The organism is Streptomyces sp. HUAS MG91, from assembly GCF_040529335.1.
GTDB lineage: Bacteria > Actinomycetota > Actinomycetes > Streptomycetales > Streptomycetaceae > Streptomyces > Streptomyces tabacisoli.
Genome location: NZ_CP159534.1, coordinates 2,941,097 through 2,954,395, shown reverse-complemented (window position 1 = coordinate 2,954,395; position 13,299 = coordinate 2,941,097). Strand labels below are relative to the sequence as shown.

Genomic DNA, 13,299 nt, shown 5'->3' with positions numbered 1-13,299 from the left:
GGGGTGGCCATGGCGGCATTCCGCCATACGCCATCGCGCCCAAACCCCCGCCATCCGGACGTAATTGTCCAGTCCCTTGAACGCTTTTGAGGATCTCGTGGTTCACCTGCCCCCGCTACGGGCGTAGAGCCCGGCCCCCGGCACCGGGCGAAACCCGTCCATCCCCCTGCGCATCGGCCCGGATGCCTCTAGCGTTCGGGAATGCACAAAGAGCTGAGGGTGGCCGCGTACGCGGTGTGCGTGCGCGACGGACAAGTGCTCCTCGCCCGCTGGGTCGCGGGCGACGGCAGCCGGCGCTGGACACTGCCCGGCGGCGGCATGGACCACGGCGAGGACCCGTACGACACGGTGATCCGCGAGGTCGACGAGGAGACCGGCTACACCCTCACGCCCGGCACCCTCCTGGGCGTCCACTCGGTGCTGCGCCGCTACCCCCGCAAGCTGGGCAAGGTGGCCGACTTCCACGGGCTGCGCCTGGTCTACGAGGGCGCGATCACCGGCGGCGCGCTGCGGCACGAGGAGAACGGCTCCACGGACATGGCCGCCTGGCACGACCTGGCCGCCGTCCCCGACCTGGCCCGGGTCGAACTCGTCGACGTCGGACTGGCCCTGTGGCGCGAGCGCCCGGCCGACGGGCACCTGCCGCCGAAGCCCGGTGCGGGGCCCGCCCTTCCCCGCGAGGTGAACACAGAGTGACCGCGAGAGAGCGGGTCGCCCTCCCGCGCATGACATCGCGGACCCGGCGCGCGCCCCGGCGCGGACTCCGGTGATCCACGTACGGTGATCGGTGCTGCGCGTTGCGTCGCCGTTCACGCGCAGGTCATCCCCGATGCCAACGATCCAGTACGGACGGGCAGTGTCCAGCGGCACCACCCGGCCGCCACTGTCGACGCGTTCGCACTCGGGGAGACCGCGCCATGCCGCGCACACGCTCTGTCACCAAGGCCGCCGCAGACATCGACCGCCGTACCGTGCTGGCCGCGACCGGCGCGCTCACCGGGACGGCGGCGATCGCCGGCGTCGGCCACCTCCTGGGCCCCGGCGGGCACAAGGCCGCCGCCGGTCCCGTACCCGCACAGGCCCTGACCCGCGAGGTGCCCGAGGTGTCCGCGGCGCCCCGCGTCCCGTACACCCGCGGCACCACCCTCGCCTCGGTCGCCACCGGCCACGGCTCCGGCTTCCGGCGCCTGGGCGACGGCCCGGCCTGGCCGCGCGTGGTCCGCTCCGACCTGCGGGCCGCCCGCTCCGGCCGCGCGGCCCGCCGCACCGCGCTCGCCGCCTTCGTCCAGTTCACCGACCTGCACCTGGTCGACGTGCAGCACCCGCTGCGCTACGAGTACCTGCGCTCCCAGACGTCGAGCGCCTGGCGTCCGCAGGAGTCGCTGTCCGTCGCGGGCGCGGTCGCGCTCGTCGAACGGGTCAACGCCCTGCGCGGCGCGCCCGTCACCGCGGCGCCGCTGCACTTCGTGATGACGACCGGCGACAACACCGACAACAACGCCCGCTGCGAACTCGACTGGTTCCTCACGGCGATGAGCGGCGGCCGCATCACCCCCAACACCGGCGACCCGCGCCACTACGAGGGCGTCCAGAACAGCGGCATCCCGCTCTACTGGCACCCCGATTCCGCGCTGCGCGACACCGACAAACGGGACCACCGCTTCCCGCGCCTCGACGGCTTCCTGGCCGCCGCGATCTCCGAGGTGCGCAGCCCCGGCCTGAACCTGCCCTGGTACTCCACGGTCGGCAACCACGACGCGCTGCCCGGCGGCTGCTACGCCCCCGGCGACTCCTACTTCGCCGAACTCGCCGTCGGCGGCCGCAAACTGATGGACCTCCCGGCCGCGCAGGCCAAGGCGATCTGGGACAACGTCAAGCAGGGCGGCGACCCGCGCGGCAGGGAGTTCGAGCGGCTGCTCCGCTCGCAGGCCCGGCACATGCGCGCGGTCACCCCCGACGAGTCCCGCGCGCCCTTCACCCCCGCCGAGTACGTCGCGGCCCACCTCGACCCGGCGCGCACCGGCCCCGGCCCGGTCGGTCACGGCTACACGCAGGCCAACCTCGCCGCGAAGACGCAGTACTACACCTTCCGTGTCTCGGACGACGTCATCGGCATCAGCCTCGACTCGACCGACCCCGGCGGCCACTACGAGGGCTCCCTCGGCACCGCCCAACTCACCTGGCTCACCGCCCAGCTGAAGGCGGCCGAGCGCAACGGCGACCATGCCGTCGTCTTCTCCCACCACACCAGCAGGACGATGCGCAACCTCAACAAGGACCCCGGCCACCCCGCCGAGCGCCGCCACGGCGGCGACGAACTCGCCGCGCTCCTCGCCGCCCACCGCCCGGTCCTGGCCTGGGTCAACGGCCACAGCCACAAGAACGCCATCACCCCGCACCAGGGCACCGGCGGCTCGCACGGCTTCTGGGAGATCTCCACCGCCTCCCACGTCGACTTCCCGCAGCTGGCCCGCATCATCGAGATCACCGACAACCACGACGGCACGCTCTCGCTGTTCACCACGCTCATCGAGTCCTCGGCCCCGCACCGCACCGACTTCTCCGATCTCAGCCAGACCGGCCTGGCCGCCCTCTACCGCGAACTCGCCTTCAACGCCCCGGGATCGCGGGCGACCCTGTCCGGCACGCCGGGGGACCGCAACACCGAACTGGTCCTCCGCAAGTAGAAGGCGATACGTGCGAAGGGACGGGACCCTCGCGCGGCCCCGCCCCTTCGCTCCCCTCCTGGTACCGCTCCGGTCCGTCACTACCGGGGCAGCACCACGACATGCGCCGCCGGGTCCCGGTCGCCGGACGCCATCAGCGCGGTCCGGACGACGGCGGCCTGCTGCTCGATCGACTCGCGCAGCTTCCGCGGCGTGATGTGCACGACCGTGATCCCCAGCCGCTCCAGGTGCTCGCGCTTGCGGACGTACTGGCTGAACAGCGGGTCGTCCTCCCCGCCGAGGCCGACCCGCGGCGCCCGCGTGTCCAGTTCGACGGCGACCGCGTGGTCCGGCCAGTAGGCGTCCACCCCGCCCAGGTGCGGCCCGCCCGGCAGCCGCAGGTCCACGTTCCACACCGGGTCCTCCAGGCCGCCCTCGCGCACCATCGCGTACAGCCGGTCCTCGGCGATCGCCCGCCCCTCCGCGAGCAGCGAGTCCACGGCGGCCGTCACGTGCGGCCGGGTCAGCAGCCGGGCCGCGGTCAACTCCCGTACGACGGAGGCCGGGTCGCAGTGGCCGCCGCGCACCGCCTCGGTGAGCAGCCGGCGCACCGCCTCCGCGTCGGAGAGCTGCGCCACGGCGTCCGCGAGCGCCCGCGGCACCGGCGCCACCGGAACCCCGTCGAGCAGCACGGGGACCGGCAGCCCCGGCGAGCGGACGAGCCGCGCGAAGTCGGTCGACCGCAGCCGCCGGGTGCGCGGGACGAGCACGTCGACGTGGTCGAGGGAGAGCAGCGGGGGAGCGGCCGAGAAGCCGTGCAGGGTCAGCGCCGCGAGCCCGGTGACCAGGACGTCGGTGTACGGGGTGGTGGGCGCGGAGTGCGCGGCGTGCGGGTCGCCCGCGGCGGGCTGCACGGGCACGGCGGCGGCGCGCCGCTGCGGGCTCCGCCCGGCGTACAACAGCACCGCGTGCAGCCGCTCTTCACCGGTCGGCGGACCGGGGTGCAGCAGGAACACCCCCGGCAGCACCTGCTGCCAGGGCCCGCCCGCGCGGCACTGCTCCTGCGCGGCGGCGGCCGAGACCCCGTGCGCCTTCAACTGGGCGCCGCTCAGGACGCGCCGCTGGGTCGTCACCAGGTGGCGCAGGGGGCGGGGGGAAAGGGGGGTGTTGTGGTTCATGGGGTGGGTGTTCCCATCAGCACCCCCTGAGCTAACCGCTGTTACACCCCTGTCGGCAAACCCGGACAAGACCGCCCTAAAGTCGACCCCCCAACCTGCCGAAAACCCCAGGCCGCACCGGAGTTACGTCCCCGGATGCCCGCATTCGGTAACATCCCCGCCGCCGCGGGTCGGCCTCGCGGAACGGGGCGGGCGCCTTGTCAGGCGCCCGCCCCGCAACCCCGCCAGACATGCCGGCTATCCGGCGGCCGCCGTGTCGCAGTCCTGCGCCCGCAGCGCCCGGGCCAGATCGTCCCGGGCCTCGAGCACCAGGCGGCGCAGTGCCGGAGCGGCCTGCTCGTGGGCGGAGAGCCAGGCGTCCGTCGCCGCCAGCGTCTCCGGCGAGTCCTGGAGGTCGGGGAAGAGGCCCCGCACCACGTCCATGCCGATCTGGATCGACCGCTCGGCCCAGACCCGCTCGATCGCCGCGAAGTACTTCTCGGCGTACGGCGCGGTGAGTTCGCGCTGCGACGACTGCTGGAACCCGGCGATGGTCGCCTCCACCAGCGCGTTGCTCAGCGCGTCCGACTCCACGACCTGCGCCCACGACTGCGCCTTGACCGCCGCCGACGGGCGGGAGGCCAGGCAGCGCACCTGGTGCCGCTTGCCGGAGGCGGTGTCGTCCCGGGCCAGCTCGGCGGCGAGCGCGGCCTCGTCCGCGACACCGCTCGACGTGAGCGTCTCCAGGAACGCCCAGCGCAGCTCCTGGTCGACCTCCAGGCCGTCGATCCTGGCGCTGCCCGCCAGCAGACCGCTCAGCAGCTGGAGATCGGCGTCGCCGGACGCGACCGACGCGAAGAAACGGGCCCACGTCAGCTGGTGCTGGCTGCCCGGCTCGGCGAACCGCAGCTCCTTCAGGGCGCCCTCGGCGAGCAGCCGCCCGCCCTCCTCGCGCCACGCGGGAGCCACGTAGTGCACCAGCGCGCTGCGCGCCCACGCGTGCAGCATCTGCAGGACGCCGATGTCCGACTCGCGCCCGGCGAACCGCAGCACGAGGCCGATGAAGTCCCGGGCCGGCATGAGCGCGTCCCGCGTCAGGTTCCACAGCGCGGACCAGCACAGCGCGCGGGCCAGCGGGTCGGTGATGTCGCCGAGGTGCTCGCGCAGCGTGGCGAGGGACTCCGCGTCGAACCGGATCTTGCAGTAGGTGAGGTCGTCGTCGTTGACCAGCACCAGCTCGGGCGCCTCGGCCCCGGCCAGCTCGCCGACCACGGTGCGCGGCCCGTCCACGTCGGCCTCGGCGCGCGCGTACCGCTCAAGCGCGCCCTCCGCCGTACGCCGGTACAGGCCGATCGCGACCCGGTGCGGGCGCAGCTCGGGGTGCGATTCGGCGGCCTCCTGGAGCACGGCCAGCTCGGTGATCCGGCCCTCGCCGCTCAGGATCACCTGCGGGGTCAGCGAGTTGACGCCCGCGGTCTGGAGCCAGGACCGCGACCAGGACGCCATGTCGCGCCCGCTGGTCTCCTCCAGCACGGACAGCAGATCGCCGAGGCGCGTGTTCCCGTACGCGTGCCGCTTGAAGTAGCGGCGCGCGCCCTCCAGGAACGCGTCCCGGCCGACGTACGCGACGAGCTGCTTCAGCACGCTCGCGCCCTTGGCGTACGTGATGCCGTCGAAGTTGAGCTTCGCGTCCTCCAGGTCCCGGATGTCGGCGGTGACCGGGTGGGTGCTCGGCAGCTGGTCGGCGCGGTAGGCCCACGACTTGCGGTTGTTGGCGAAGGTGATCCAGCCGTTGGTGAAGCGGGTCGCCTCCACCATCGAGAACGAGCCCATGAAGTCCGCGAAGGACTCCTTCAGCCACAGGTCGTCCCACCACTGCATGGTGACGAGGTCGCCGAACCACATGTGGGCCATCTCGTGCAGGATCACGTTCGCGCGACGCTCGTACGACGCCGTGGTCACCTTGCCGCGGAAGATGTACTCCTCGCGGAAGGTGACGATGCCCGGGTTCTCCATCGCGCCGAGGTTGTACTCGGGTACGAACGCCTGGTCGTACTTGCCGAAGGGGTACGGGTAGTCGAAGTTGTCGTGGAAGAAGTCGAGGCCCTGCTTGGTGATCTCGAAGATGTCGTCGGCGTCGAAGTACGGCGCGAGACCCTTGCGGCACATGGCGCCCAGCGGGATGACCAGCTTCGAGCCGTCGTCCAGGGCACGCTCGTAGGAGTCCGTGACGTAGTGGTACGGGCCGGCCACGACCGTCGTGATGTACGTCGAGATCGGCTTGGTCTCCGCGAACCGCCAGACGCCGTCGACCAGTTCGCCCACGCCGTTGGACCAGGCCGTCCACTCCTGCGGCGCCTGCACGGCGAAGCGGTAGGGCGCCTTCAGGTCCGGCTGCTCGAAGTTGGCGAAGACGCGGCGGGCGTCGGCCGGCTCGTACTGCGTGTAGAGGTAGACCTCGCCGTCCTCGGGGTCGACGAAGCGGTGCATGCCCTCGCCGGTGCGCGAGTACGCGCACTGGGCGTCGACGACCAGTTCGTTGTCCTCCGCCAGGCCTTCGAGGTGGATGCGGCTGCCGTCGAACACGGCCGCCGGGTCCAGGTCCTCGCCGTTCAGCGTCACGGCCGTCACCGACGGCGCGATCAGGTCGACGAAGGTGCCCGCGCCCGCCTCGTTCGCCCGGAACCTGATCGTGGTCACGGACCGGAAGGTGCGCGGCCCGTCCGCCGGGGCGTCGCCGACCGCCGAGCGCAGGTCGAGCGCGACCTCGTACCCGTCGACGGACAGCAGGCCCGCCCGCTCGCGGGCCTCGTCGCGGGACAGATTCTCTCCGGGCACGGGCGGTACTCCTTCGTACGGTGCGGCGTCCTTGTGGGACTGTGCGGGACTCGTCAGGACTGTTGAGCTCCCACGATCCTCGCACGGGAATGAGGGCGGCGGCCGTCGCGTTGCCGCAGGCAAGACCACCCGGTGACTTCTGAGGAGAACCATGTCCACCACGGCTGAGAAGACCCCCGTCGACTTCTGGTTCGATCCCCTGTGCCCCTGGGCCTGGATGACCTCGCGCTGGATGCTCGAAGTCGAGAAGGTCCGGGACGTCGAGGTCCGCTGGCACCTGATGAGCCTCGCCGTCCTCAACGAGAACCGGCTCGACGAGCTGCCCGAGGAGTACCGCGAGATGCTCGCGACCAAGGCCTGGGGCCCGGTCCGGGTCGTCATCGCCGCGCAGGAGGAGCACGGCCCCGAGGTCCTCGGCGCCCTGTACACCGCGCTCGGCACCCGGATCCACAACCGCGGCGAGGGCCCCACGAAGGAGGCCGTCGCCGGCGCCCTGGAGGAGGTCGGCCTGCCCGCCTCGCTCCTCGACCACTGGGACGGCACGAAGTACGAGCCCGAGCTGCGCGCCTCCCACAAGGAGGGCATCGACAAGGTCGGCCAGGACGTCGGCACCCCGGTCATCGCGGTGCCCGGCGCCGACGGCGAGCAGATCGCCTTCTTCGGCCCGGTCGTCACCCCGGCCCCCAAGGGTGAGGAGGCCGCCAAGCTCTGGGACGGCACCCTGCTCGTCGCCTCGGTCCCGGGCTTCTACGAGATCAAGCGGACGCGTACGCAGGGCCCGGTCTTCGACTGAGGTCAGTCCTCGTCGGGCGGCGGCAGCTGCTCCCACTGACTGTGGTTCCAGTAGTGCCGCATCGTGCGGCAGCCTTCCCTGGCGCACTTCCACCAGTCGTGGGTGTTGTCGCTGTCCCTGAGGCCGCGCTTGTCGCGCAGCCATGTGGCCTCCTCCGCCGTCAGATGGCGGTGCGGCTCGTCGGACTTGCACGTCTGGCAGGCCCGTACCTGTGTGGTCGGCATGCACCGACGATGCCCCGGAACCGCGCATACCGACAGACCCCGCGAGTCACGTCCTCGCGGGGTCTGTCCTTTTCAGCCGCCCGCCCGGGTGAAGGTTGAGAAGACGATCACGAGGCGGGGCGTTCGGGGGAGCCGGGGCTCAGGGCACCAGCAGCAGGTTGTACGCCCGCTCCTTGGCGGCCGCGTAACGCTTGGCGACGTCCTGCCAGTTGACGACGGCCCACATGGCCTCGATGAAGTCGACCTTCTGGTTCTTGTACTGCAGGTAGAAGGCGTGCTCCCAGGCGTCGAAGACGAGGATCGGGGTCGAGCCCTGCCCCACGTTGCCCTGGTGGTCGTAGATCTGCTCCACGATCAGCCGCCCGCTCACCGGCTCGTACGCGAGGACGCCCCAGCCGGAGCCCTGCGTCGTCGCGGCGGCCTTGGTCAGCTGCGCCTTGAACCCGGCGAACGAGCCGAACGACTCGGTGATCGCGTCGGCGAGGTCGCCCACGCCGTCGGCGGCCAGCGGCTCGCCGCCGCCGTCACCGGTCATGTTGTGCCAGTAGATGCTGTGCAGGATGTGGCCGGAGAGGTGGAAGGCCAGGTTCTTCTCCAGCCCGTTGATGGAGCCCCACTGCTCCTTGTCCCGGGCCTCCGCCAGCTGCTCCAGGGTGTCGTTCGCGCCCTTCACGTACGCCGCGTGGTGCTTGTCGTGGTGCAGCTCGATGATCTGCGGGTTGATGACCGGCTCAAGTGCCGCGTAGTCGTACGGAAGTTCAGGAAGCGTGTACGTGGCCATGTCTCTCCGTGCCCTCCGGCTGCTTATTGCAAGTTATTCGCAAGTGCAGGCTAACAGCAACAGTGCCGCGCGCAACGAGAAGGACCCCCGGGCCGAGCGGCCCGGGGGTCCTTCAGGTGTACGCGGGGGACTACTTCTTCTCGGCGAGCTTCTGTCGCGCGTAGCCGATGGCGGCGAGGATCACGGTGAGGCCGCCCGTGTAGTAGAGCTGCACCCGGGTGTCGGCCTCACGGGCCATCAGGACGAAGACCACGACCATGCCGACGAGCGCGACGACCGTGAGGTACGGGTACGCCCACATCTTCACGACGAGCTTCTCCGGGGCCTCGCGCTCCAGCTTGCGGCGCAGCACCAGCTGGGAGAAGGCGATGAAGAACCAGACGACGAGGATGATCGCGCCGATGGTGTTGAGCAGCCAGGCGAAGACGTCGTCGGGCCGCCAGTAGCTGAGCAGCACGCACACGAAGCCGAAGACCGCGGAGAGCGTGACGGCGATGCGCGGCACCCCGCCGTGGATCCGGCCGATCGCCTTCGGGCCCAGTCCGCGCGAGACCAGCGAGGTGGCCATGCGGGAGGCGCCGTAGATGTTGGCGTTCATGGCGGAGAGCAGGGCGATCAGGACGACCACGTTCATGATCTGGCCGGCGCCGGGGATGCCGAGGTGGTCGAGGGTGGCGACGTACGGGCCCTTGGTCGGGATCTCCTTTGCCGTCCACGGCAGCAGCACCACGACGACGGCCATCGAGCCGACGTAGAACAGCGCGATGCGCCACATCGCCGTGCGGACCGCCTTGGCGACACCCTGCACCGGGTGCTCCGACTCGGCGGCGGCGATGGTGACGGTCTCCAGGCCCCCGTACGCGAAGACGGAGGCCAGCAGGCCGACGATCAGCCCCTCGGTGCCGTTGGGCATGAAGCCGCCGTGGCCGGTGAGGTTCGACATGCCCGGCGCGTCGACGTCCGGCAGCACGCCCAGGATCGCCAGCACGCCGATGACGAGGAAGAGCACGATCGCGCCGACCTTCAGCGTGGCGAACCAGAACTCGAACTCGCCGAAGTTCTTCACCGCCGCCAGGTTCGTGCCCGTGAACAGCAGCATGAACAGCGCGACCCAGGCCCACTCGGGCACGCCCGGCACCCACGCGTGCACGATGCCCGCCGCGCCGATGCCCTCGAGGCCCACCGCCACGCACAGCAGGAACCAGAACGCCCAGCCCGCCGTGAACCCGGCCCACGGACCGATGGCCCGCTCGGAGTGCACGGAGAACGAGCCGGAGGCCGGGTACGCCGCCGCCATCTCGCCCAGCATGCGCATCACGAGCATCACGAGGGCGCCCGATATCGCGTAGGCGAGGATGATCGACGGACCGGCCGCGGCGATCGCGGTGCCGGAGCCCACGAAGAGCCCCGCGCCGATCACACCGCCGAGCGCGATCATCGAGAGGTGGCGCTGCTTCAGGCCGGGCGAGAGCGACGAGGTGTCCACCGGCTGGTCGGGCCGGCCGGCCGACGGTTGCGCGTCGGCCGGCGACTGCGCGGACGTCCGAGACATGGAATTGCCCTGTTCAGTAGCTGAGACGGGGTGGGGGTGCGCCCATGTAATGAGCGCGTAAAGCCGCCACAGTCTGAGCAGGCGATCCGCTTACTGGGAAGACGTTTCCGAAATACGGACACGATGCTCACACTCGGCGATGCCCGTGTCGACATACGGTGAACGCTCAGGCACGCCGTGCGCGCAGCTCCCGCACACCCGCGACGGCGAGCACCACGAGCGTCGCCCCGGTCGACCACAGCAACTGCGGCCGGGCCGTGTCGTCGGTCAGCATCAGCACGAAGACCGCCGCCATCGCCGCGAGCGCCGCCCAGGTCAGCCACGGGAACGCCCACATCCGCAGCACGAGACGCTCGGGGGCCTCCCGCTCGATCCGGCGCCGCAGCCGCAGCTGGGACAGTGCGATCAGCGCCCACACGAACAGCAGCACCGCGCCGACGGAGTTGAGCATGTAGAGGAAGACGGTGTCCGGCCACTCCAGATTCAGCAGTACCGAGACGAAGCCGAACGCCACCGACGCGAGCACCGCCCGCCGGGGCACCCCGCCCCCGCCCACCTTCAGCAGCGCCCGGGGCGCCTCGGAGCGCTCGGCCAGCGAGAAGATCATGCGGGACGAGCCGTAGAGATTGGCGTTGAGCGCGGACAGCAGCGCCACGAAGACGACGATGTTCATGATCTGGCCGGCCGACGGGATGCCGATCGAGTCGAGCACGGTGACGTACGGGCTGATGCCCGCCTTCTGCTGGGTCCAGGGCAGCACCGTGACGATGACCAGCATCGAACCGACGTAGAAGAACAGGATCCGGAACACCGCGCTGCGCACCGCCCGCGCCACCGAGCGCACCGGGTCGTCGGACTCGGCGGCCGCGATGGTGACGACCTCCAGACCGCCGAACGCGAAGACCACCGCGAGCACGCCGGAGACCACGCCCTGCCAGCCGTTCGGCAGGAAGCCGCCGTCGCCGGTGAGATGGGTCAGGCCGACCGGGTCGGTGTCGGGGAGCAGGCCGAAGATCGCGAGGGTGCCGAGCACCAGGAACGCGACGATCGCCACGACCTTGAGGGTGGCGAACCAGAACTCGAACTCGCCGAAGTTCTTCACCGCCGCCAGGTTCGCCGCGGTGAACACCACCATGAACAGCAGCACCCAGGCCCACTGGGGGACGCCCGGCACCCAGCCGTTGGCGATCTGCGCTGCGCCCGTCGCCTCCACGGCCAGCACCACCACGAGCAGGAACCAGTACAGCCAGCCCGCGCTGAACCCGGCCCACCGGCCGAGCGCCCGCTCGGCGTGCACCGAGAACGAGCCGGACGCGGGCATCGCCGCCGACATCTCGCCGAGCATCCGCATCACGCACATCGCGATGGCACCCGCGATCAGATACGACAGGACGATGCCGGGGCCCGCGACCTGGATGCCGGCGCCCGAGCCGACGAAGAGGCCGGCGCCGATGACACCGCCCAGGCCGAGCATGGTGAGGTGGCGCTGCTTGAGGCCCCCGGCGAGTGGTTCGGGCGGTACGTCGTCGTGCATGGGGGGTTCAGCCGATCTGAGCATTGGCGGGAACCTACAGTCTCGCTTTCGGGCGCCCTCGCGCGCAAAACGGACTCGTCCCAGTGACGAGCGTCACGCCCCGGCCGGTGTACACGCGCTTCTTTGTACAGAGCCCACCAACCGCGCGCTCAAGCCTTTGTCGACCGGAGACCGTGATCGGTTCAACTCCCCTGGGATAGCGTCACCACGTCCCGCCCTGCCCACCCACGAACCTCGCGGAGTCCCCATGAGTACCGCCGCCGCAGTCGCCCGCCCGGGCAAGGTCCTCGCCGACCTCCTCCCCGCCTCCCGCACCAGGTCCGCCGTCGTCGCGAAGAGCGCGGCGCTGGTCGTCGGCGGCGCCGTCCTCACCGGCATCGCCGCGCAGATCGCGATCCCCGTCCCGGGCTCGCCGGTGCCGGTCACCGGGCAGACCTTCGCCGCGCTGCTCGTCGGCACCGCGCTCGGCGCCCGCCGCGGCTTCCTCTCGCTCGCCCTGTACGCGCTCGCGGGCATGGCCGGCATGCCGTGGTTCGCCGAGGGCGGCTCGGGCTGGGCGACCGCGTCGTTCGGCTACGTCATCGGCCTGATGCTGGCCGCCTCGGCCGTCGGCGCCCTCGCCCGGCGCGGCGACGACCGCTCGGTGTGGCGCACCGCCCGCGCCTTCCTGATCGGCGAGGCCATCGTCTACGCGGTCGGCGTCCCGTACCTCGCGCTCTCCACCGGCATGGGCCTGAGCGCCGCGCTCGCCGCGGGCCTGACCCCGTTCCTCATCGGTGACGTGCTCAAGGCCGTCCTGGCGATGGGCGCGCTGCCCGCCGCCTGGAAGTTCGCCGACAAGTAGGCGGCCCGACCGACCCGGAGTGCGGGGCACGGCTCACCCGAGCCGTGCCCCGCACTCCGTGCGTTTCAGCGGGTCGGCGAGGACGCCTCCGACGGGCGGCGCCGGGTCCACCACAGCCCCGCCCCGCCGGCCGCCATCAGCGTCGCGCCCACCGCGCCGAGCGGCAGCACCCGGTCGGCGGGGCCCGTCGAGGGCAGCTCGCCCTTTCCGGCGCCCTTTCCGGCTCCCTTGCCACCGCTCTTGTCACCTGCCGGGGTGGCCGGCTTGTTCACCGTGTCGAGCAGCAGCGGTGTCACCGGCGCGTTCGGCGAGGGGCTGGTCGTGCCGAACGGCACCGGGCCCTGCTGCCAGAACGTCGTCCTGCCGTCCGCGCTCTGCACCGGCAGACAGATCTTCCCGGTCTTCGACAGATCGAAGGTCGCGGAGACCGGGAACGATTTCGATTTCCCGGCCGCGAGATTCGACACCGGGCAGCTGAATCCGCTGTTCGAACCCTTCGCCAGCTTGTTCTTCGGAATAGGTGTGCAGCCGGGTACATCTTTTACGGTGAGCCCGTCGAACCCGACGATCGCCAAAGAGATCTTCCCGCTGTCCTTGGTGCCCTTGTTGTGGACGGTCGCGACGAGATCCCTGGTCTTTCCCGTCGCGTTGTCGACCGAGATCTTCTTGGGCAGTGTCGTGGTCGGCTCGACGCCGTCCGGCGCCTTGCTCATGACCTTGCCCCCCTCGTCGCTGCCCTGACCCGGTGTGTCGTCCGCGACCGCGGTGGCGGGCAGGACCAGCGCCGCCACGACGGCCGCGGTCAGCAGTGAACCGGCCGCGCCGGCCCGACGCCGTGCGCGCGCAACTGAACTCATGTTCGTCCCCCTTGGTGTTTCTGTTTCCCCCGTGACGCCTGCAACTGCGTCCG

General features: G+C 71.3%; 11 protein-coding genes. 4 read left to right on the top strand and 7 right to left on the bottom strand.

Annotated features, from left to right (window positions below):
* Nucleotides 1-201: 201 nt before the first annotated feature.
* Nucleotides 202-696 (top strand): NUDIX hydrolase, encoded by a 495-nt coding sequence (locus ABII15_RS13615; RefSeq protein WP_353942575.1) that lies wholly within the window; start codon nt 202-204, stop codon nt 694-696.
* 221 nt (nt 697-917) lie between these two features.
* A complete protein-coding gene (locus tag ABII15_RS13610; protein ID WP_353942573.1) occupies nt 918-2,687 on the top strand; it encodes a TIGR03767 family metallophosphoesterase in 1,770 nt (589 codons plus the stop codon).
* Nucleotides 2,688-2,767: 80 nt separating this feature from the next.
* Here the strand turns inward: ABII15_RS13610 and ABII15_RS13605 are convergent, their stop codons facing one another.
* Nucleotides 2,768-3,844 carry a hypothetical protein gene (locus ABII15_RS13605; RefSeq protein ID WP_353942572.1) on the bottom strand — a complete coding sequence of 359 codons (1,077 nt, stop codon included), beginning with the start codon at nt 3,842-3,844 and terminating at the stop codon, nt 2,768-2,770.
* A gap of 237 nt (nt 3,845-4,081) precedes the next feature.
* Nucleotides 4,082-6,661 (bottom strand): aminopeptidase N, encoded by a 2,580-nt coding sequence (pepN, locus tag ABII15_RS13600; protein WP_353942571.1) that lies wholly within the window; start codon nt 6,659-6,661, stop codon nt 4,082-4,084.
* 151 nt (nt 6,662-6,812) lie between these two features.
* Here pepN and ABII15_RS13595 point away from each other — a divergent pair, with 151 nt between their 5' ends.
* Nucleotides 6,813-7,454 (top strand): DsbA family protein, encoded by a 642-nt coding sequence (locus ABII15_RS13595; RefSeq protein WP_353942570.1) that lies wholly within the window; start codon nt 6,813-6,815, stop codon nt 7,452-7,454.
* A 2-nt stretch (nt 7,455-7,456) separates the two neighbouring features.
* Here ABII15_RS13595 and ABII15_RS13590 read toward each other — a convergent pair whose 3' ends face one another.
* From ABII15_RS13590 to ABII15_RS13575, 4 genes are all read right to left on the bottom strand, one after another.
* Nucleotides 7,457-7,678 carry a hypothetical protein gene (locus tag ABII15_RS13590; protein WP_353942569.1) on the bottom strand — a complete coding sequence of 74 codons (222 nt, stop codon included), beginning with the start codon at nt 7,676-7,678 and terminating at the stop codon, nt 7,457-7,459.
* Nucleotides 7,679-7,817: 139 nt separating this feature from the next.
* Nucleotides 7,818-8,459 (bottom strand): superoxide dismutase, encoded by a 642-nt coding sequence (locus tag ABII15_RS13585; protein WP_353942568.1) that lies wholly within the window; start codon nt 8,457-8,459, stop codon nt 7,818-7,820.
* Nucleotides 8,460-8,589: 130 nt separating this feature from the next.
* On the bottom strand, nt 8,590-10,011 hold the full coding sequence (locus tag ABII15_RS13580; RefSeq protein WP_353942567.1) for an amino acid permease: 1,422 nt from the start codon (nt 10,009-10,011) through the stop codon (nt 8,590-8,592).
* Between the two features lie 166 nt (nt 10,012-10,177).
* A complete protein-coding gene (locus tag ABII15_RS13575; RefSeq protein ID WP_353942566.1) occupies nt 10,178-11,569 on the bottom strand; it encodes an amino acid permease in 1,392 nt (463 codons plus the stop codon).
* A 223-nt stretch (nt 11,570-11,792) separates the two neighbouring features.
* On the opposite strand from ABII15_RS13575, the gene ABII15_RS13570 reads away from it, so the two are divergent.
* Nucleotides 11,793-12,389: a biotin transporter BioY gene (locus ABII15_RS13570; protein WP_353942565.1), complete on the top strand. Its 597-nt coding sequence runs from the start codon at nt 11,793-11,795 to the stop codon at nt 12,387-12,389.
* Between the two features lie 65 nt (nt 12,390-12,454).
* On the opposite strand, the gene ABII15_RS13565 is transcribed toward ABII15_RS13570, so the two are convergent.
* Nucleotides 12,455-13,246 carry an LPXTG cell wall anchor domain-containing protein gene (locus tag ABII15_RS13565; RefSeq protein ID WP_353942564.1) on the bottom strand — a complete coding sequence of 264 codons (792 nt, stop codon included), beginning with the start codon at nt 13,244-13,246 and terminating at the stop codon, nt 12,455-12,457.
* Nucleotides 13,247-13,299 lie beyond the last annotated feature (53 nt).

Excerpts from the sequence above, each read along its gene's own strand:
- ABII15_RS13570 (WP_353942565.1), top strand. The coding sequence starts at position 11,793 with ATGAGTACCGCCGCCGCAGTCGCCCGCCCGGGCAAGGTCCTCGCCGAC.
- ABII15_RS13615 (WP_353942575.1), top strand. The coding sequence starts at position 202 with ATGCACAAAGAGCTGAGGGTGGCCGCGTACGCGGTGTGCGTGCGCGAC.
- ABII15_RS13590 (WP_353942569.1), bottom strand. The coding sequence starts at position 7,678 with ATGCCGACCACACAGGTACGGGCCTGCCAGACGTGCAAGTCCGACGAG.
- ABII15_RS13565 (WP_353942564.1), bottom strand. The coding sequence starts at position 13,246 with ATGAGTTCAGTTGCGCGCGCACGGCGTCGGGCCGGCGCGGCCGGTTCA.
- ABII15_RS13585 (WP_353942568.1), bottom strand. The coding sequence starts at position 8,459 with ATGGCCACGTACACGCTTCCTGAACTTCCGTACGACTACGCGGCACTT.
- ABII15_RS13575 (WP_353942566.1), bottom strand. The coding sequence starts at position 11,569 with ATGCTCAGATCGGCTGAACCCCCCATGCACGACGACGTACCGCCCGAA.
- ABII15_RS13610 (WP_353942573.1), top strand. The coding sequence starts at position 918 with ATGCCGCGCACACGCTCTGTCACCAAGGCCGCCGCAGACATCGACCGC.
- ABII15_RS13580 (WP_353942567.1), bottom strand. The coding sequence starts at position 10,011 with ATGTCTCGGACGTCCGCGCAGTCGCCGGCCGACGCGCAACCGTCGGCC.
- ABII15_RS13595 (WP_353942570.1), top strand. The coding sequence starts at position 6,813 with ATGTCCACCACGGCTGAGAAGACCCCCGTCGACTTCTGGTTCGATCCC.
- ABII15_RS13605 (WP_353942572.1), bottom strand. The coding sequence starts at position 3,844 with ATGAACCACAACACCCCCCTTTCCCCCCGCCCCCTGCGCCACCTGGTG.